The organism is Bacillus sp. LUNF1 (assembly GCF_011008975.1).
Lineage (GTDB): Bacteria > Bacillota > Bacilli > Bacillales > Bacillaceae > Bacillus > Bacillus velezensis.
The window spans coordinates 749,885-768,719 of record NZ_CP048876.1; the positions used below are offsets into that span (position 1 = coordinate 749,885).

Consider the following 18,835-nt stretch of genomic DNA (forward strand, 5'->3'; position numbering starts at 1 on the left):
GTGTTAGCAATCTTAGGCTTTCTTATGATGCTTGTTTTTATGGTGCTGATTATGACAAAACGGCTTTCCGTGTTAACGGCGCTCGTATTAACACCGATCGTGTTTGCGCTGATTGCCGGGTTTTCTTTTAACCGGGTCGGCGAGATGATGATCTCCGGTATTGAACAGGTGGCGCCGATCGCAGTTATGATTATGTTTGCGATTCTTTATTTCGGCATTATGATTGATACCGGTTTATTTGATCCGATGGTGTCGCGTATTTTAAAGCTGGTTAAAGGCGACCCGCTCAAAATTGTAGTCGGAACAGCCGTTTTGACCATGCTTGTCGCACTGGACGGAGACGGCTCGACGACGTATATGATTACGACAAGCGCAATGCTGCCTTTGTATATCATGCTCGGAATCCGTCCGATTATTTTAGCGGGAATCGCCGGTGTCGGCATGGGTATCATGAATACGATCCCATGGGGCGGCGCGACGCCGCGTGCGGCGAGTGCGCTCGGCGTTGACCCGGCAGATCTGACGGGGCCGATGCTGCCTGTCATTGCCAGCGGAATGGTGTGTATGATTGTGGTCGCTTATGTACTCGGAAGGATGGAAAGGAAACGGCTCGGGGTGATCGAATTAAAGCAGCCGTCCCATACAAATGAAACGGCTGCGGCTGCGGAAGATGAATGGAGGCGGCCGAAACTATGGTGGTTCAATTTACTGTTAACGCTTTCTTTAGTGGGATTTTTAGTGTCAGGAAAAGTGAATTTAACCGTGCTGTTCATCATTGCGTTTTGTATCGCGCTGATTGTCAACTATCCGAAGCTTAACGATCAAAGGGAGCGTATTTCAGCCCATTCGAGCAATGTGCTTGCGATCGGTTCGATGATTTTTGCCGCAGGCGTGTTTACCGGAATTTTAACAGGGACGAAGATGGTTGATGAGATGGCCATTTCCCTCGTATCGCTTATTCCGGAACAGATGGGGGGGTTTATTCCGGCGATTGTTGCCTTAACGAGCGGTATCTTTACGTTTCTGATGCCCAATGACGCCTATTTTTACGGCGTGCTGCCCATTTTATCCGAGACCGCCGTGGCGTACGGTGTAGATAAGGTGGAAATCGCCCGCGCTTCGATCATCGGCCAGCCGATTCATATGTTAAGCCCGCTCGTGCCGTCGACACATTTATTAGTCGGGCTTGCCGGGGTCACGATTGATGAGCACCAGAAGTTTGCGATGAAATGGGCGGTTCTTGCTGTTATCGTCATGACGGCCTTTGCGCTCATCATCGGCGCAATCACGATTTTTTAACATAAAACACCCGGTTCGTCGCACACTAAAGGCATCAGAGGAGGTGCCATGATGAGTGATCCGTTTATGCCGCTTTTTTCAGTGAGAAGCGGCGCCGGTTTTAAAGCGGCGGACGGCGTTTACGGATTGACCGTGCAGATTGCGAATGTTTACTTTATCGAAAATCCCTCAGCTCCGCGGGAAATCATTCTGGTTGACGCGGGAATGCCTCAATCGGCGGAGATGATAACAGAAGAAATGAAACGCCGATTCAAAGAGGGGTATCAGCTGAAGGCGGTCATTTTGACACACGGCCATTTTGATCATGTCGGTGCGATTGAAGAACTGCTTGAGCTTTGGAATGTGCCGGTTTACATTCATGAAAAGGAGCTCCCGTACGTCACGGGGAAAGCAGATTATCCGCCTGCCAGGCCCGATGCGAAAAAAGGGCTTGTCGCAAAGCTGTCACCGCTGTTTCCGCGCCATACGATCCGCATTCCGTCCGTTCAGGCACTGCCTTCAGACGGTACCGTTCCGTTTCTTGAAGAATGGAAATGGGTGCATACGCCCGGCCACACACCCGGCCATATTTCATTATTCCGGGATAAAGACCGCGTTCTGCTTGCCGGTGATGCCGTGATCACTGTTGAACAGGAATCGCTTGCGGACGTTGTCATTCAAAAGCAAGAGCTTCACGGGCCGCCCGCCTATTTTACAGCGGATACGCAGACGGCGGCCGCGTCCGTTCAGAAACTGGCCGAACTGGAGCCGGAAGCGCTTTTGACGGGTCACGGAATTCCGATGACGGGAAAAAACTACCGTGAAGATTTGCTTACACTGGCTGAAAAACTGCATTCCGTTTTGTAAAACACCTGCGAAAATCACAGGTGTTTTTTCTATGCAGTTTCCAGTATGATACAAAAAAACCATTGTGTTCACTCCTAAAAACGATACAATGGGAAACAGATGTAAATTGAAGGAGAGAGTTTTTTGAAACATACGGAAATACTTTGGGATGAGGCGAAGGATTTTATTGATGTCTGCTATCAGGAACTCGGAATGGAATCGCAAATCAACGCGCGTCTTCACGCGATAAAAGATGAGATAGATCGGACGGGAAGTTACGTCCATACGGCGGAAGAGCTTGAACACGGGGCGAAAATGGCGTGGCGCAACAGCAACCGCTGTATCGGGCGTCTGTTCTGGCAATCGCTGAACGTCATTGACCGGCGCGGTGTGAACACGAAAGAAGAGGTGCGCGACGCATTATTTGAACATATTGAAATCGCCACGAACGGCGGAAAAATTAAACCGACGATTACGATTTTCCCTCCTGAGCAGAATGGCGAGAAACAAGTGGAAATCTGGAATCACCAGCTCATCCGCTATGCGGGATATGAGACTGAAAAAGGAAGAGTCGGTGATCCGGCATCATATGAACTGACGGCTGTCTGCGAAAAACTCGGCTGGCGCGGGAAGCGGACCGATTTTGATATTCTGCCGCTGCTTTTCCGGATGAAAGGGGACGGGCAGCCGGTCTGGTATGACCTGCCTCAGACGCTCGTGAAAGAAGTGCCGATCACCCATCCGGATATTGAAGAGTTTGCCGATTTAAATCTCAGATGGTACGGGGTTCCGATTATCGCCGATATGAGGCTTGAAATCGGCGGGCTGTCGTACAACGCGGCGCCTTTTAACGGATGGTATATGGGAACCGAAATCGGCGCAAGGAACCTTGCTGACGAAAAACGGTATGATATGCTCAAAAAAGCCGCTTCGGTCATGGGGATTTCCGCCAGCCTGAATACCGACCTATGGAAAGATCAGGTGCTGGTGGAACTGAATAAGGCAGTGCTCTATTCATACAAAAAACACGGTGTCAGCATTGTCGATCACCATACGGCGGCGAATCAATTTAAACGCTTCGAAGAACAGGAACAAGACGCGGGCAGAAAGCTGACGGGCGACTGGACCTGGCTGATTCCGCCGATCTCGCCGGCTTCCACCCACATTTTCCATAAATCATATGACAATACGATTGTGAAGCCGAATTATTATTATCAGGACAAGCCTTATCAGTAACTGATGGAAAAGGTGCGGTACCCTTTCAGACGGTGTGATTCTTCGATGGTTACGCCTGTGACATTTGAGAAGGGGCTGCCTTTTCTGACTGCTTCGGCAAATTGTTTTAACGACTCTTCAGGACCTTCGGCAAGGATTTCCACCCGGCCGTCATCACGGTTTTTTACCCAGCCGGCTATCTTATGTCTGTCGGCTTCCATCTGGACGAAGTAGCGAAAACCTACGCCCTGAACCCGACCGTCTGCAATCATATGATATTGAAGCATGGAAAAACCACCTTTTTCTTACTATGATAAAGGAAAGATATGAGATTTCGCAAAGGATGTGAACGAGGTGACGGAAGACTATTCTGTCTTATCTATCAATCTCGGAAAGCCCGCAATTCATGAATTTGCCGGCAGACAAATCAATTCCGGCATCATAAAGCTGCCCGCAGATTCTCCCGTCATGCTGTATAAAACCCATTTTGACGGGGACGGGCAAGCCGACTTGAAGCATCACGGAGGCCCCGATAAAGCGGTGTGCGTGTATCCCGCCGTGCATTATTCATATTGGGAAACAACGCTCGCGAGAAAACTTCCCGCCGCCGCGTTCGGGGAGAATGTAACGGTCAAAGGACTGGCCGAACAAGACGTGTGGATCGGAGACGTCTTTCAGCTGGGGGAAGCCGTCGTTCAAGTAAGCCAGCCGCGCCAGCCCTGCGTCAAACTCGCGCTCAAATATGGCATCAAAGATATGGTGCTCCGTGTACAGCAGACGGGATTTACCGGCTTTTATTTCAGGGTGCTTGAAGAAGGATATGTCGATCCGCGTCCCGTCCTCAAGCGTCTGTCGAGAGGCAAAGAAAGCATTTCCGTCTGGTATGCGAATGAAGTGAAATATCGTGATTCCGGCAATCTGTCAGCGATTGAAGAAATACTGCGGGAAGAAGCGCTGTCAGAAAGCTGGAGGGAGTCCTTCCTTAAAAAAAGAGACAGGCTCACTAATGTATAGAAAAAAGCCGTGCTGCACTGCCAGCACGGCTGATTTACGTTATGCTTGTTTTTTTGTTTCCAGCAGATTGGCAAGGAAGTACTTTTTGAAGCTTTGAAGCTTTCTTCCTTCATAGTGGGTAATTCCTTTTTTCTTTAACTCTTCTACATACCAGCCTTTACTGCCATAATGCATGTCAGAAAACTCCTTTCTCCGCTCTCCCGCTGGGGAGGTTTCTTCAGTTTTTGCCAAACTTTTGGCATTGTAACATCTATAAAAAGACGATGAAAAGGGATAACGCAAAAACTGAGACTTTCGATTCAGAGATGTAAAGCTTTCTTACATATATATGTAAAGGGCGGTCTTTTCATGCTTAATGGCCGGTTAATTTTAACAGCACCGTTCCGAGTGTCATGATTCCGAAAACGACGCCGAAATAAACCAGCATCCCCTTCTTTTTCTTCACTCCGTAAACGGTGAGAATGATGCTTTCAATAAAGAAAATAAACCCGAAGATAATAAACCACATGTTGAAAAATGGCTCCTTTCACAGACATATGTCCAGTGTAGCACAACTCTTATAACGGAGCATAAAAAAGCCGGGCACTGTATCAGTGTCCGGCAAGTTTGACGAGAAGCTGGGCCAAATGCTGTTTTTCATTGTCATCCGCAATGTCCCACAGTTCTTGTAAGAGTTTTTCTTCCGCATTGCGGGGCTCCTCGTGTTTGGCGAGATAGTCCCCGAGGATGGCGGCGCTTTTGATGATTTTGCTGTCATCCAGACCCAGTTTTTTTCCGGCGGAAATTTTCTGATGAAGGTACGCCTTAAATTCCTCGAAATCCTCTAAAATCTGCTGTTTCGTTACGCCGTGCATGGCGTGTATTTCGTTTTCGATTTTGATTTTTTCTTTATCTTTTTTCATGCGTCTCCCTCCTTCGGGTTAGTTGTTGTATACCTGTTTGGAAGGGAGATGAAACATTACAATGCAGTTAAAATAATCGGTTTGTCTTTTGTGATCACGATGGTGTGTTCCACTTGGGCGACAAGGCTTTTATCCGGCGTTTTATACGTCCAGCCGTCTCCCGTTTCAACAATCGTTTCCGCTTTCGTGGAAATAAACGGCTCAAGCGCGATCACGGTTCCGTTTTTAAGAAGCGCGTTATCAAACGGATCGTAGTAATTCATGATGTGGTTCGGCGCTTCATGGAGGTTTCTGCCGATTCCGTGGCCCGTCAGCGTTTTAATGACGGTAAATCCGTTGGAGCGGGCTTCATGGTAGACGGCTCTGCCGATCTGGTTTTGGCGTTTGCCGGCTTTTGCCTGATCCAATCCTTTCTGAAATGCGGATGCTGCGCAGTTACAAAGCTTTTGCAGACGTTCATCGCCTTCTCCGAGTACAAATGAAATTCCCGTATCGGAATAAAAACCGCCGAACTCCGCCGAAATATCGATATTGACAAGATCTCCGGCTTTTAAGATTTTAGAGGCGCTCGGAATGCCGTGAGCGACTTCGTCATTTACGCTGATACATGTCACGCCCGGGAAATCGTATTCCTTCTCCGGAGCGGAAGCGGCTCCGTGCTCGTCAAGCACCGCCTTTCCGATCAGGTCAAGATCTTTCGTGCTCATGCCGGGCTCGGCTTTTTTCTTCATTTCTTCACGCGCCAGCGCGACAATTCTGCCGATTTTTTTAAGGCCTTCTAATTCTTGATCGTTCGTTACAATCATTGTCATTCCCGCTTTCTATTTTTAATCATCTGATTCAAGCTTACCACAACTGGTTTATAAATAGAAAACCAACAAGCCTTATGTGAATAAATGAAGGAAAATTGGTATAGATCACTAGATAACTTATGTGGTATATTTAAGAAAAAAGAAGGGGGATGGGTAAAATGCTTCAATTTTTGCAAAAACTAGGAAAATCATTTATGCTTCCGATTGCCGTTCTGCCCGCCGTTGGTATTATTTTGGCCATCGGCAGAGAGGACTTATTAAATATTCCGTTCATTTACGCGGCGGGGACCGCGGTATTTGATCATCTGCCGCTGATTTTCGCGATCGGAATCGCGATCGGGATTTCCAAAGACAGCAACGGGGCCGCCGCTCTGTCGGGAGCAATTTCTTATATCATGCTGGACGCGGCTGTAAAATCAATCAATTCGACAAATAATATGGCCGTTTTCGGAGGGATTATCGCGGGGTTAATTGCGGGATACACGTATAATCGCTTTAAGGATACGAAGCTGCCCGAATATCTCGGGTTTTTCAGCGGGCGCAGGCTCGTTCCGATTGTAACGGCGCTGATTACCATTATTTTGGCGGGGATCTTCGGATTTGTGTGGCCGCCGATTCAGTCGGTGATTACGTCTTTCGGGGAATGGATGATCGGGCTTGGCGGAATCGGCGCGGGGATTTACGGGATTTTTAACCGGCTTTTGATTCCGTTCGGTCTTCATCATGTGCTGAATAATATTTTTTGGTTCCAATTTGGCGATTTTCACGGAAAAACGGGAGATCTGGCCCGCTTCTTTGCGAAGGATCCGACGGCGGGAACTTATATGACGGGATTTTTCCCGATTATGATGTTCGGGCTTCCGGCCGCATGTCTGGCAATGATTGCCGCGGCTAAGCCAAGTAAGCGCAAAGCGACGGCCGGAATGATGATCGGTCTCGCGCTGACGGCATTTATTACCGGAATTACAGAGCCGATTGAATTTGCATTTATGTTTTTATCACCGCTTTTGTACGGGGTTCATGCTATATTAACCGGGTTCTCTTTATTTATCGTGAATGTTCTCGGAATCAGGTCAGGTTTTTCATTCTCGGCGGGGGCGATCGATTATCTCCTCAGCTACGGCATTGCCGAAAAACCGCTTTTGCTGCTCGTTGTCGGGCTTTGTTATGCGGTGATCTATTTTGTCGTCTTCTATATGCTCATCAAAACGTTAAACTTGAAAACGCCGGGACGGGAAGATGATGAGGAAGAGGAAGAAGTGCTTAGTGAAGATACGGCCGGTTCCGTCGAAGAACATGCCATGCTCAAGGGGCTCGGCGGCAGGCAAAACCTCGAAACGATTGATCACTGTGCGACCCGCCTCAGGCTGACCATGCAGGATACGTCTCTCATTAATGAGGCGGCGCTTAAAAAAGCGGGAGCAAAAGGGGTTATCAAAACGGGGAATAAAACTGCGCAGGTCATTATCGGGCCGAACGTCGAATTTGTCGCGGAAGAGCTGAGGGAAGCCGTCCGCCGTGACGACCAGAAGCAGACTTGAAAAATCCGGATCACCTAGGTGATCCGGATTTTTTTTTGAACATATATCAAGTTTCACATAATGTACAAAAAACAACGTTTTCTTCTATGTTAAGATTCATGTAGAACAAGTATGGAGATGATGTAAGGTGACATGGATTGCAGTTGTTTCAATTGTTGTCATAAGCCTGATTAAGATTGTGCTGACATGCCTTCCTACCGGAGCGGTGGAATGGATTCTCCGCAAGTTTGAAACCCATTCGAAGCTCAGTGACGCGTCCGCTGCCGTTTCCCTCGGCGGAAAACGTCTGGAAGGCGAAGACAAACGCCGGGTGATTGATGATTTTAACGAAGCCGTGTTTATCGAACGGCATTATATATACCCAGGGGATGAAGAGCGTTATCTTCATCCGCAAAACGGAGCCGATCCGCTTGTCATTAAGACGAGAAAAGGAAAAAAAGATATGACGGTGTTTGTATACAGCTACGAAGACCATGTAGATGTCGTCAAACAGCAGAAAAAGAAAGTCGTCGCTTATTCAGTTCTTTCCGACAGCCTGCAAAAGCGCTCTATGGCCGCCGCCGGGAGCTGAACATAAAAAAGCCAGATCATTGATATGATCTGGCTTTTGTTTATTCTTTTTGATCATCTGCTGAGGAATCTTCACGCTTCGTATAATCGAATTGTGAAGGGTCCACTTTCTTAAAGCCTTTCGGCTGATAGAAACGAAGCAGATCGCCGTTGATGATCTTATCAGACATTTCAAGCTCAGTCTTGACGAGAGAGTCTTCTTTTTTGTCGACTTCTGAATCATCTAAAAGTCTTCCGGTTTTCGTATCGTAATACTTGCCGGACACTTTCGTATAGTTCGGCGAGATGAAGTCTCCGTTACGGAACGGAATGACTTCTCTGTGCTCTTTCGATAAGATATCTGAACCTGACATGAGATAATCTTTCGTATCGACGCCGAGCAGATGAAGAACGGTCGGCGCGACATCGACTTCACCGGCAAATTTATGATTGCGGCCGCCTTTCACGCCGGGAGCGTGGATAAAGAGCGGCACCCGCTGAAGCTGGGCATTGTCGTATTCATTGATCTCATCTTTGCCGAGCACTTTCGCCATCGCTTTATTATGGTTTTCGGAGATGCCGTAGTGGTCTCCGTACATCACGATAATCGACTTATCGTACAGGCCGTCTTTTTTCAGGTCATGAAAGAACTGTTCGATTGATTCATCCAGATAGTTCGCGGACTGGAAGTAATTATTGACGACTGAATCGCCAAAGTCTCCCGCCGGGAAGTCCGTGTCTTCTTTATCCATCCCGAACGGGAAGTGGTTTGACAGCGTAATGAACTTCGTATAGAACGGCTGCGGCAGGCTCTTTAAGAGCGGCATGGATTCTTTGAAATACGGTTTGTCTTTCATGCCGTAGTTTTTCGTGTTTTCTTCGCTCATGTCATAATAAGCGGAATCAAAAAACTTATCGATGCCTTCCGCTTTGTACATTTCGTTACGGTTCCAGAAAGTCTGCGTATTTCCGTGGAAAGCGGCAGACGTGTACTTTTTGCCTTTTAGGATCGCAGGAACGGACTGCAGCGTGTTTTGCGCTTTATTGACGAAAACCGAACCTTGCGACAGCGGGTACAGAGAGTTCTCCATCATAAATTCCGCATCAGATGTTTTACCTTGTCCCGTTTGGTGGAAAAAGTTATCAAAGTAGAATGTTTGATTATCGTGCGCCAGTTTGTTTAAAAACGGCGTCACTTCCTTGCCGTTAATTTTATAGTCAATGATAAAGGATTGCAGAGACTCTAATGAGACGTAGATGACGTTTTTTCCTTCGGCTTTTCCGAAGTAGACGTTGTTCGGCACGTCATAGTTGGCCTTCATATAGTTTTCCACATCCGTTACATCGCTTGAATCGGCAAGCGCGCGCTGGCTGTTTGATTTCACATTCTGCACGGCATCGTAAATCGTAAAGTTGTACGTGCCCAAGTATTTCACCAGATAGTTTCGGTCAAATGAGCGTGTCAAAAGCTCAGGACGGTCGGATTCCGCGACGGCGAGGTTGATCAGGAACATAAGCACGGCGGAAGCCAAAACGATTCTGAATGATTTCTTCGCCGGTTTTTCAGCCGGTTTTTTCATCTTAAGGGCCAAAATAATCAAAATGACGGTATCCAGGAAGTAGAAGGCGTCTGTCCATCTCATTAACGAGAACGCGCTGTCTCCGAGCTGGCCGCCGTTTGTCTTTGCCTGCATCATGACCGGGATGGTAATGAAATCATTAAAGAATCTATAATAGACGATGTTTGCAAAAAGCAAAAAAGACAATAAAAAATGAATCACAATAATGGCTGTCTGCTGTAATTTTTTCTTGAAAAGAAGCCCAAGTCCAAGAAAGAACAAGCTGGAGCTCAGCGGATTCACAAAAAGCAATATTTTCTGGATCGTGTTGTCTATGCCGAGGTTAAAGTTTAAAATATAAGCGACATATGTTTTCACCCACAATAACACGACCGCTATCAAGAAGAAGGCAAGTCCTCTTTCTTTTATAAATGTTTTCATTGTTACACTCCTTTTTTCCGATCACGGTTTACACGGAACGATAGAAAAAACGAACGTAATCAATATACCATGAAACCAGCAAATAGAAAAGGTGGAAAAGGCTCATCGGAAAAAGGGCGAAAAACGCTGTCGCAACGGCGGTTGATCTGTTGAATGACAGCTTTAAAACATATAAATGGAACAAACTGGGACCTATGTTTCCGTATGATCACACCCGGTTTCTATTGAAAAAAGAGGTGAACAGTAATGGATATTGCCCATATCGTGGCTGAAGATAAAATCAAGCGCGCCATTAAGGATGGAGAGTTCGCCGGCATCAAAGGAATGGGAAAGCCCCTGCCGAAAGACGATGCCGCACATCTTCCAGAATCGCTCAGAATGGGCTACCGCATATTAAAAAACGCCGGGATCGCCGAGGATGAAGGCGCGCTGAAGAAAGAGCTGATGACGCTCGATTATTTGATCGCCAAGTGCCGCAATGAACAGGAGCGGGATCACCTGCGGAACAAACGGACGGAAAAACAAGTCAGACTCGACAAACTGACGGAGGAGAAAGCCATGTTCTCAAAACCCGCATCTTCTCATTATAAGGAGAAAGTGTACAGACGGCTGGGCCGCCCGTAAGCCGGCTCTTTAGATTTTTTTCTGAAAAGGAATGTGCTCCATAAGGCGCGGGTAGGAAATGTGGAGCAGGCCGTTTACGCACTGCGCCTGTAACAGGCGGGGCTCAGCCGGTTCAGGAAGCTCAATCGTCTCATCGATTTCCCCGTAATACCGGTTTTGGCAGACGCCCATGTTCTTTGGAAAAAGGGGTGTGATGTTTCCTCTTATATGCAGCCGTGTTCTTGACAGCAGCCCCAATGTCAATTCTTCTTCGTAAACGCCGGGCATTTCCACAATGACAAATGTGTGCTGTTCATCCTGATAAATATCATAAGTCAGGGTGTTTTTTTGTAAGGAGAAAAAATCTTCGGGAGATTTCCGTTTCAGGACATTGGTCCAAAAGTCGCTGGGCTTGTGCTCGTTCGTAATCTCAAGCCACTTTCTCATTTTTTCGATATCCACTTCGGCAGAACCTCCCTATATTTGATTTGCGATCGGCATTGACGGGTTGGCGATCTGATCCTGGTCGCTCACGTCAGGGTCAAGATGGCCCGAATTCAAACATCCGGCGGCCGGCGAAAAATCCCCTAAAGAAAAGTTCGCGCCGACAAGTTTGCTGTTGGCGGTGTGGCTGTTTTGTACGGTCTGACCGATATCGACGTTTCCGTTTTGCGTTGCTCCGTTTACTTTTATATTGACGACGTTAATTTGGTAAGGCATTCATAAAAACCCCTTTAATCTATAGTGGGCGGTATCGGCATAACATTTGCGGTATCTGCGTTTCCGATTTCTGTCTGGTCGTTGACATCAGGATCATTTAACAAGTTCTCCATCATCGATTCTATAGGTGACGTATCGCCGAATGAAGAGTTCAGTCCTTGTGATTTGTTATTTGTGGTGGGACTGTTGTATGCCGCTTCCCCAATCGTAATAGATCCGTTGCCAGAAATACTGTTAATCTTCAAATAGTACAGGTTGATAACAGTGGATGGCATCTCTTCACACCTCTTTAACTTAGTTGTACAGTACTGTATGCTTTTTGTGCTCCTGTTGTGAATTCCGCCCGGACATGTTCCCGATAAAACAAGAAGTCAAGGCCCGGTTCCGGCGGGGCTTTTTTTGTTTCAGGGTCTTTCGCAGTATATTTGTGATGAAAGCGCTATAAAAATAGATTGACGACATGTATATACATCATTACAATAGAGTCATAAACATGTATATACAAGTTTGCGAGACAAAATGAAAACGGTTACGGAGGGGTTGGCATGGGTGAGTTTAACCGGGCTGCGCGGCAGATCGCTGAAGCTGTCGGCGGAATCGAAAATATTGAGGCGGCGACTCATTGTGTGACGCGTTTGCGGTTTGCATTAATAGATGAAACCAAAGTAAACCAAAAAATGCTTGATGCAATAGACATTGTCAAAGGATCTTTTGCGGTAAACGGGCAGTTTCAAGTCGTGATCGGGCAGGGGACGGTCAACAAAGTATATGCGGAATTAGTGAAGGAAACGGGGATGGGTGAAGCGTCCAAGGATGACGTGAAGAAAGCGGCAGCGCAAAACATGAATCCTTTACAGCGTGCTGTGAAAACGCTTGCAGACATCTTTATTCCGATCTTGCCGGCGATCGTCACGGCTGGACTTTTAATGGGTCTGAACAATATCTTAACGGCGGAAGGCATTTTCTACAGCGCCAAATCGATTGTCCAAGTGTATCCGCAATGGGCGGATCTCGCCAATATGATTAATCTGATCGCGGGGACGGCTTTCGCTTTTCTGCCGGCTTTAATCGGCTGGTCGGCAGTGAAGCGGTTCGGAGGAAGCCCGCTTTTGGGCATCGTGCTCGGGCTGATGCTGGTGCATCCTGATCTGTTAAACGCATGGGGCTACGGGGCTGCCGAGCAGAGCGGCGATATTCCGGTGTGGAACCTGTTCGGCCTTGAGGTGCAGAAAGTCGGGTATCAAGGTCAGGTGCTCCCGATTCTGCTGGCGTCTTATTTACTTGCCAGGCTTGAGCTCTTTTTGACGAAACGGACGCCGGAGGGTATTCAGCTGTTGGTCGTCGCGCCGGTGACGCTTTTGGTCATCGGTTTTCTATCCTTTGTCATCATCGGTCCGATTACCTTTGCGATCGGTAACGCGCTGACGGCGGGATTGATTGCCGTTTTCGGCCAATTCTCCGCCATCGGAGGCCTGCTGTACGGAGGGCTGTATTCGGCGCTTGTGATCACGGGGATGCACCATACGTTTCTCGCGGTCGATCTTCAATTAATCGGATCAAAGCTCGGCGGCACATTTTTATGGCCGATGCTCGCATTGTCAAATATCGCTCAAGGATCGGCGGCTTTGGCCATGATGCTGATCACAAAAGATAAAAAACAGCGGGGGCTTTCACTGACGGCCGGCATTTCCGCATATTTGGGCATTACCGAACCGGCGATTTTCGGCGTGAATCTGCGTTACAAATTTCCGTTTGTGATCGCCATGATCAGTTCGGGAATCGCGGGGATGTTCATCTCCGTCAAAGGCGTTCTCGCAAGCTCAGTCGGAGTTGGCGGCGTGCCGGGGATCTTCTCCATTATGAGTCGGTACTGGGGTCCGTTTGCGATCGGAATGCTGATCGTGCTGATTCTCCCGTTTGCGGGAACATACGGGTATGCGCGGCTGAAACGGCAAAAATAGAAAACCTGCGGGGCGCCTTCTATCAGGCTGTCCCTTTTCCCTTTCAATTCAAAACAATACAGGCGGTGAAGAAAAATGAAAAAAGACAGCACACCATGGTGGAAAAAGGCAGTGGTATATCAAATTTATCCGAAGAGCTTTAATGATACGACGGGAAACGGGATCGGTGATCTGAACGGCATTATCGAGAAGCTTGATTATTTGCAGAAGCTTTTGATTGATGTCATTTGGCTTACGCCGATTTACGATTCGCCGCAGAATGACAACGGTTATGACATTCGCGATTACTGCACCATTTATGAAGAATACGGAACGATGGAGGATTTTGAACGCCTTCTCGCTGAAGCGCACAAAAGAGGAATCAAGGTCGTCATGGATCTTGTCGTAAACCATACATCAGTCGAGCATCGGTGGTTCAAAGAAGCGGTCTCGTCACCCGACAGTCCGTATCGGGATTTTTACATTTGGAAAGACGGAAAGGAAGACGGCCGGGCGCCGAACAACTGGGAATCAAAATTCGGCGGTTCCGCTTGGGAGCTCGACCCGGCGTCAGGCCAGCACTATCTGCATTTATTTGATGTGTCGCAGGCCGATTTGAACTGGGAAAATGAAGAGATGAGAAAAAAGGTCTACGACATGATGCATTTTTGGTTCCGGAAAGGGATCGACGGCTTCCGGCTGGATGTGATCAACCTCATTTCTAAAGACCAATCGTTTCCTGATGCCGAGGATGGGCGTGACGGGCGCCCTTATTATACGGACGGGCCGCGCGCGCACGAATTTCTTCATGAGATGAACCGGGAAGTGTTTTCGAAATATGACAGTATGACGGTCGGGGAAATGTCCTCGACAACGGCTGACCACTGCATCCGGTACACAAACCCTGAGAATAAAGAACTCGATATGACCTTTAACTTTCATCATTTAAAAGTGGATTATCCGAATGGTGAAAAATGGGCGCTCGCTCCGTTTGATTTTCTGAAGCTGAAACGGATTTTAGCGTTTTGGCAGACGGAGATGCAAAAAGGCGGAGGCTGGAACGCATTATTCTGGTGCAACCATGACCAGCCGCGGGCCGTATCCAGATACGGAGACGACGGCGTATACCGGACGAAATCAGCCAAAATGCTGGCGGCGGCCATTCATATGATGCAGGGCACGCCTTACATTTATCAAGGTGAGGAGATCGGCATGGGCAATCCGAAGTTCGATGACATCGGCTCATACCGCGATGTCGAATCACTGAACATTTACAAAAAGATGAAGGAAGAAGGCGTGCCCGAAAAAGACATTATCGCCATTTTAAAAGAGAAATCAAGAGACAATGCAAGAACCCCCATTCAGTGGAACAGCGGGCCGCACGGCGGTTTCACGACGGGCACGCCTTGGATTCCGGCGGCGGATGATTATCGGGACATTAACGCGGAAGCGGCTTTGCGGGACCCGGATTCAATTTTCTACCATTATCAGAAGCTCATCAAGCTCAGAAAGGAATATGACATCGTGACTGAAGGAACGTTTGAGCTGCTTGCTGAAGACGATCCGGCAGTTCTGGCGTACGTCAGACACGGCAAGGATGAAAAACTGCTGTGCATCAACAATTTCTACGGGAAAGAAGCGGACTTTACGGTTCCGCTTAAAGACACGGACGGCTGGCGGTTTACGGTGCTGCTGACGAATGATGAACCGAGGGAAGGGCGGCCGGAACGATTGACGCTCCGTCCGTATGAATCGATCGTTTATCATCTGACAAAAGCGTGATACACTAATCTGGGTGGTCAAATGAAAGTGAATAAATACATCACAATCTATAAAGATATGGTGCGGCAGATCGAAAGCGGCCAGCGGAAGGCTGAAGACGTTCTTCCGTCTGAAAATGATTTGTGCGATCAATACGGCACATCACGAGAAACCGTCCGCAAAGCGCTCAATATGCTGGCGCAAAACGGCTACATCCAGAAAATCAAAGGCAAAGGCTCCGTCATATTAGACAGAGAAAAAATGCGTTTTCCCGTCTCAGGCCTGATCAGCTTCAAAGAGCTTTCGGAAACGCTCGGAAAAGAGACGAGAACGACGGTTCACCGTCTCGGGCTGATCCTGCCTCCCTCAGAAGCCGCAAAAGAGCTTGGTACAGAAGCGGATGAAAAGGTGTGGGAAGTCGTCAGATCAAGACGGATTGACGGAGAACATATTATTTTGGACAAGGATTACTTTGTGAAAAAACACGTGCCTCTATTGACAAAGGCGATTTGTGAAGATTCGATCTATGAGTATCTCGAAGGAGAGCTCGGCTTGTCCATCAGCTACGCGCAAAAGGAAATTGTCGTGGAGCCGGCGGGGGAAGAGGACCGGAAGTATTTGGATCTTGGCGGATTCAGCCATATGGCGGTCGTGAAAAACAGCGTCTTTTTGGAGGATACCAGCCTCTTTCAGTACACGGAAAGCCGGCACAGGCTCGATAAATTCCGTTTCGTCGACTTTGCGAGAAGAGAAAAATAAAAACGGACTGCCGCGGCAGCCCATTTTTTTTGTCAGTATCAAAATGAATACTATCCAACAAAAATGTGCGTACTGGTACTTTCAAAAATAATGGCTACAATAGTACATAACGATTGAAAAGGAGAGATCACCAATGTCAGATAAAAAACAGCAGATCATCGAAGCGTATCAATTCAGACACGCCACAAAGGAATTTGATCCTGAGAAAAAAATTTCAGAAAGCGATTTTGAATTCATTTTAGAAACGGGAAGATTATCGCCAAGCTCGCTCGGTTTGGAGCCTTGGAAATTTGTCGTCGTTCAAAATCCGGAGCTTCGTGAAAAACTCCGCGAGTTCACATGGGGCGCGCAAAAGCAGCTGCCGACCGCAAGCCATTTCGTACTTCTGCTTGCCCGGACGGCAAAGGATATCCGTTTTGACGCCGACTATGTCAAAAATCACTTGCGGGAAGTCAAAAAAATGCCGGAAGATATGTATGAAGGCTATATCAGCAAAACGGAAGACTTCCAGAAAAATGATTTCAATCTGCTTGAATCAGATCGCGCGCTGTTTGACTGGGCATCCAAACAGACTTACATCGCCCTCGGCAATATGATGACAGCCGCTGCGCAGATCGGAATCGACTCCTGCCCTGTAGAAGGCTTCAACTACAAAGAAATTCACCGGATTCTTGAAGAAGAAGGACTTCTGGAAAACGGAAGTTTCGACATCTCTGTTATGGCCGCATTCGGCTACCGTGTCAGAGACCCGCGCCCGAAAACAAGATCTGCCTCAAAAGACGTTGTAAAGTGGGTATAAGATAAAAAAAGCTGCCGGGCGTGTCCCGGCAGCTTTTAACGTTTATTTGGTTTTGCTAAAAAACAGGCGGTGATCCAGGACGTAACGGGAATGATGATGCCGATCCCGATTCCGGCGCAAAGAATGGTGACGGCTTCCGCACTGAATACTTTTGAGTTCACTATTTTTTCAGCTGAGTATGATAAGTCTTTAAACCAGATAATTAAAGCCAAATAGCTGCCGAAAAAAGCAAAGAATAACGTATTCGTATTCGTTCCTAAAATATCTCTCCCGATGCTTAATCCGAATGTGTACAGATCTTTTCTGCTCATGGACGGATTATGACTGTAAATTTCCCGCATGGGTGAAGTAATGGAAATCGCGACATCGGTAATCGCCCCAATCGTGCCCATGATGATCATGGCTGCGGTAACCTTCACAAAATCCACCCCGACAAACAGTGTGAATATGCCGATATCACCCAATTCTTCTTCACCGAATCCCTGAATCGAAGTATGTTTTGTTACGGACATAATAAAAAACAGCAGCAGTACAATCGTCAGCATTGCAGAAATAAAGGCGGTTACGGTTTTGACGTTTCCTCCATTAATATAAAAAAGAGTAATGCTGCAGATCACGGCGGAAGAGAGCAATGTTAAAACAATCGGATTGATATGCGGGTCTGTCATGAAAATGATGGTGAGAAAGAGAACTCCGAAATTTAAGAATAACGCAATAAAAGACCTCGCTCCTTTTTTTCCGCCGATGATGACCATTAATAGAAATAAAATCGCCGCGAGAATTACGATGACATTCATGAGCTTGCCTTCTTTCGTTTAATAAAAAAGATAGAAGCATACAGACTGGCGGGTATGGCTAATACGATTCCGATCCCTCCGGCCAATGCTCTGGCTATTTCCAAGGAAATGTTCATAGAAAGAGTGAATCCTATCGGGGAATCATTTTTCAAATACAAAAGCATCATCGGAATAGAGCCGCTTATATAAGCAAAAAACAGAATATTGGTCATCGCCCCCATGATGTCTTTTCCGATCTCCATCCCGGAACGTCTGAGAGCTTGTAATGAGATACCCTTGTTTTCTTCATATAATCCGAAGACAGATGATGTCATGGTAATGGCTACATCCATGACCGCTCCCAGTGATCCGATAAATACCCCGGCCATGAACACCGTGTGATAAGGGCGGGTTAAATACTGCATTTCCTCATATCTGAGACCTTTCTCTCCGGTTGCCAGCATCACCAGATACGTAATCAGCAGGGAAACGAAAGTGCCTGCGAGCGTCGCGGCAATGGCGGCGTATGTTTTCGCGTGAAAACCGCTGACAAGCAGCAATGAGATAACAGTAAAGATGAGAATACAGATACCGCAGATGAAAATTAACCCTATATTAGGATGCTTCCTGTACAAATCTAATGCAAACGACAGTAAAACGGCATTAAACATCAGGCTGACGATCGAAAAGAAGCCTTGTTTTTTTCCGACGATAAGCAAGGTGAAGATGAAAACCCAAGCGATCAGCAAAAGCTGTTTATCCCGTTTTTTATCTATAATGCTTCCCGATATATCCTTGTTTGATGGTTTCCCTTTATCAATAGAAACGAATACTTCATCGCCAATCGAATATTTCTGATCATTCGCTCCGGATGATGAATACTGATTGGACAAATGAATGAGCTGTCCTTTCTGACTGCCGTTTTCAAGTCGGGCAGTGATCGTCTGACTGAAAATCTTATCTTTGTTTTTATGCATGTCCTGTACGTCAGACTGATGTTCCAATGTTGTTTTCGTCACTTTGGCAATCGGCCGCTCATAAAAAGAAGCGTTGTGAGTGACGAAAATGAGCGAGCTGATAAAACAGAGCGCTGTTATCACGTAAAACAGCTTTTTCTTGTAAGACATGCGGTTTCGTTTGTTTCCTGTTATCTTCAAAAAAAGTCCTCCAAACAGGCGGCGCCGTGTGAAAGAGAGGCCCTGCCGTGAAGTGTTAAACGATGCGGATGCAGTCTTTCGCGAATAACGGTCATATTTTATCATTCGGCCGTACGGCTGTCGACTCAGAAGGGGACCGAGAGAAAAAGCTCCCCTGATTTCA

The 18,835-nt window shown here is 47.2% G+C and carries 22 protein-coding genes; 11 read left to right on the forward strand and 11 right to left on the reverse strand.

The features are described from left to right. From citM to nosA, 3 genes are all read left to right on the forward strand, one after another. Positions 1–1,299, forward strand: coding sequence for an Mg(2+)/citrate complex secondary transporter CitM (citM, locus tag G4O42_RS03815; protein ID WP_032872282.1), 1,299 nt, complete (start codon positions 1–3; stop codon positions 1,297–1,299). Between the two features lie 51 nt (positions 1,300–1,350). Further along, complete coding sequence (locus tag G4O42_RS03820; protein ID WP_014417176.1) at positions 1,351–2,145, forward strand: MBL fold metallo-hydrolase; 795 nt, start codon at positions 1,351–1,353, stop codon at positions 2,143–2,145. Positions 2,146–2,268: 123 nt separating this feature from the next. Beyond that, positions 2,269–3,360, forward strand: a complete 1,092-nt coding sequence (nosA, locus tag G4O42_RS03825; RefSeq protein ID WP_032872284.1) for a nitric oxide synthase — start codon at positions 2,269–2,271, stop codon at positions 3,358–3,360. Here the strand turns inward: nosA and G4O42_RS03830 are convergent. Continuing rightward, on the reverse strand, positions 3,354–3,626 hold the full coding sequence (locus G4O42_RS03830) for an acylphosphatase (protein ID WP_032872286.1): 273 nt from the start codon (positions 3,624–3,626) through the stop codon (positions 3,354–3,356). The genes nosA and G4O42_RS03830 overlap by 7 nt on opposite strands. Positions 3,627–3,693: 67 nt before the next feature. On the opposite strand from G4O42_RS03830, the gene G4O42_RS03835 reads away from it, so the two are divergent. Beyond that, positions 3,694–4,353, forward strand: coding sequence for an MOSC domain-containing protein (locus tag G4O42_RS03835; protein WP_032872288.1), 660 nt, complete (start codon positions 3,694–3,696; stop codon positions 4,351–4,353). 39 nt (positions 4,354–4,392) lie between these two features. On the opposite strand, the gene G4O42_RS03840 is transcribed toward G4O42_RS03835, so the two are convergent. The 4 genes from G4O42_RS03840 to map form a co-directional block, all read right to left on the reverse strand. Further along, positions 4,393–4,527, reverse strand: a complete 135-nt coding sequence (locus tag G4O42_RS03840; RefSeq protein ID WP_003155609.1) for a YflJ family protein — start codon at positions 4,525–4,527, stop codon at positions 4,393–4,395. 178 nt (positions 4,528–4,705) lie between these two features. Further along, a complete protein-coding gene (locus tag G4O42_RS03845) occupies positions 4,706–4,861 on the reverse strand; it encodes a hypothetical protein (RefSeq protein WP_007610027.1) in 156 nt (51 codons plus the stop codon). An 82-nt stretch (positions 4,862–4,943) separates the two neighbouring features. Beyond that, positions 4,944–5,255 (reverse strand): DUF3243 domain-containing protein, encoded by a 312-nt coding sequence (locus G4O42_RS03850; RefSeq protein ID WP_003155607.1) that lies wholly within the window; start codon positions 5,253–5,255, stop codon positions 4,944–4,946. Between the two features lie 56 nt (positions 5,256–5,311). Then, the gene (map, locus tag G4O42_RS03855) at positions 5,312–6,061 is read right to left on the reverse strand and encodes a type I methionyl aminopeptidase (RefSeq protein ID WP_014417181.1); all 750 of its coding nucleotides are present in this window, start codon (positions 6,059–6,061) and stop codon (positions 5,312–5,314) included. 164 nt (positions 6,062–6,225) lie between these two features. Between map and nagE the strand changes: the two genes are divergently transcribed. Both nagE and G4O42_RS03865 read left to right on the forward strand, forming a co-directional pair. Beyond that, entirely contained in the window at positions 6,226–7,608 is a 1,383-nt protein-coding gene (nagE, locus tag G4O42_RS03860) for an N-acetylglucosamine-specific PTS transporter subunit IIBC (RefSeq protein ID WP_032872290.1), read from the forward strand. Positions 7,609–7,735: 127 nt separating this feature from the next. Then, a complete protein-coding gene (locus G4O42_RS03865) occupies positions 7,736–8,179 on the forward strand; it encodes a YfmQ family protein (protein ID WP_032870670.1) in 444 nt (147 codons plus the stop codon). Positions 8,180–8,219: 40 nt separating this feature from the next. Here the strand turns inward: G4O42_RS03865 and ltaS are convergent, their stop codons facing one another. Next, the gene (gene ltaS / locus G4O42_RS03870; protein ID WP_032872293.1) at positions 8,220–10,157 is read right to left on the reverse strand and encodes a lipoteichoic acid synthase; all 1,938 of its coding nucleotides are present in this window, start codon (positions 10,155–10,157) and stop codon (positions 8,220–8,222) included. Between the two features lie 246 nt (positions 10,158–10,403). Between ltaS and G4O42_RS03875 the strand changes: the two genes are divergently transcribed. Further along, entirely contained in the window at positions 10,404–10,781 is a 378-nt protein-coding gene (locus G4O42_RS03875) for a DnaJ family domain-containing protein (RefSeq protein WP_007610033.1), read from the forward strand. A gap of 9 nt (positions 10,782–10,790) precedes the next feature. Here G4O42_RS03875 and G4O42_RS03880 read toward each other — a convergent pair whose 3' ends face one another. The 3 genes from G4O42_RS03880 to G4O42_RS03890 are packed head-to-tail and all read right to left on the reverse strand — an operon-like array spanning position 10,791 to position 11,755. Continuing rightward, complete coding sequence (locus G4O42_RS03880; protein ID WP_032872295.1) at positions 10,791–11,222, reverse strand: Hsp20/alpha crystallin family protein; 432 nt, start codon at positions 11,220–11,222, stop codon at positions 10,791–10,793. A 15-nt stretch (positions 11,223–11,237) separates the two neighbouring features. Then, positions 11,238–11,480 carry a spore germination protein gene (locus tag G4O42_RS03885; protein WP_013351373.1) on the reverse strand — a complete coding sequence of 81 codons (243 nt, stop codon included), beginning with the start codon at positions 11,478–11,480 and terminating at the stop codon, positions 11,238–11,240. A 14-nt stretch (positions 11,481–11,494) separates the two neighbouring features. After that, positions 11,495–11,755, reverse strand: a complete 261-nt coding sequence (locus tag G4O42_RS03890) for a spore germination protein (protein WP_032872298.1) — start codon at positions 11,753–11,755, stop codon at positions 11,495–11,497. Between the two features lie 270 nt (positions 11,756–12,025). On the opposite strand from G4O42_RS03890, the gene treP reads away from it, so the two are divergent. The 4 genes from treP (at position 12,026) to G4O42_RS03910 (ending at position 16,739) form a co-directional block, all read left to right on the forward strand. Next, positions 12,026–13,441 (forward strand): PTS system trehalose-specific EIIBC component, encoded by a 1,416-nt coding sequence (gene treP, locus G4O42_RS03895; protein ID WP_032872301.1) that lies wholly within the window; start codon positions 12,026–12,028, stop codon positions 13,439–13,441. Positions 13,442–13,516: 75 nt separating this feature from the next. Continuing rightward, positions 13,517–15,202: an alpha,alpha-phosphotrehalase gene (gene treC, locus G4O42_RS03900; protein ID WP_032872303.1), complete on the forward strand. Its 1,686-nt coding sequence runs from the start codon at positions 13,517–13,519 to the stop codon at positions 15,200–15,202. 21 nt (positions 15,203–15,223) lie between these two features. Continuing rightward, on the forward strand, positions 15,224–15,940 hold the full coding sequence (gene treR / locus G4O42_RS03905; RefSeq protein ID WP_032872305.1) for a trehalose operon repressor: 717 nt from the start codon (positions 15,224–15,226) through the stop codon (positions 15,938–15,940). A 133-nt stretch (positions 15,941–16,073) separates the two neighbouring features. Continuing rightward, positions 16,074–16,739: an NAD(P)H-dependent oxidoreductase gene (locus G4O42_RS03910; protein WP_029974056.1), complete on the forward strand. Its 666-nt coding sequence runs from the start codon at positions 16,074–16,076 to the stop codon at positions 16,737–16,739. Positions 16,740–16,774: 35 nt separating this feature from the next. Here G4O42_RS03910 and G4O42_RS03915 read toward each other — a convergent pair whose 3' ends face one another. Then, the gene (locus G4O42_RS03915) at positions 16,775–17,536 is read right to left on the reverse strand and encodes a YibE/F family protein (RefSeq protein WP_007408500.1); all 762 of its coding nucleotides are present in this window, start codon (positions 17,534–17,536) and stop codon (positions 16,775–16,777) included. Continuing rightward, a complete protein-coding gene (locus G4O42_RS03920; protein ID WP_032872307.1) occupies positions 17,533–18,672 on the reverse strand; it encodes a YibE/F family protein in 1,140 nt (379 codons plus the stop codon). Before G4O42_RS03920 ends, G4O42_RS03915 begins: the two co-directional genes overlap by 4 nt. Positions 18,673–18,835 lie beyond the last annotated feature (163 nt).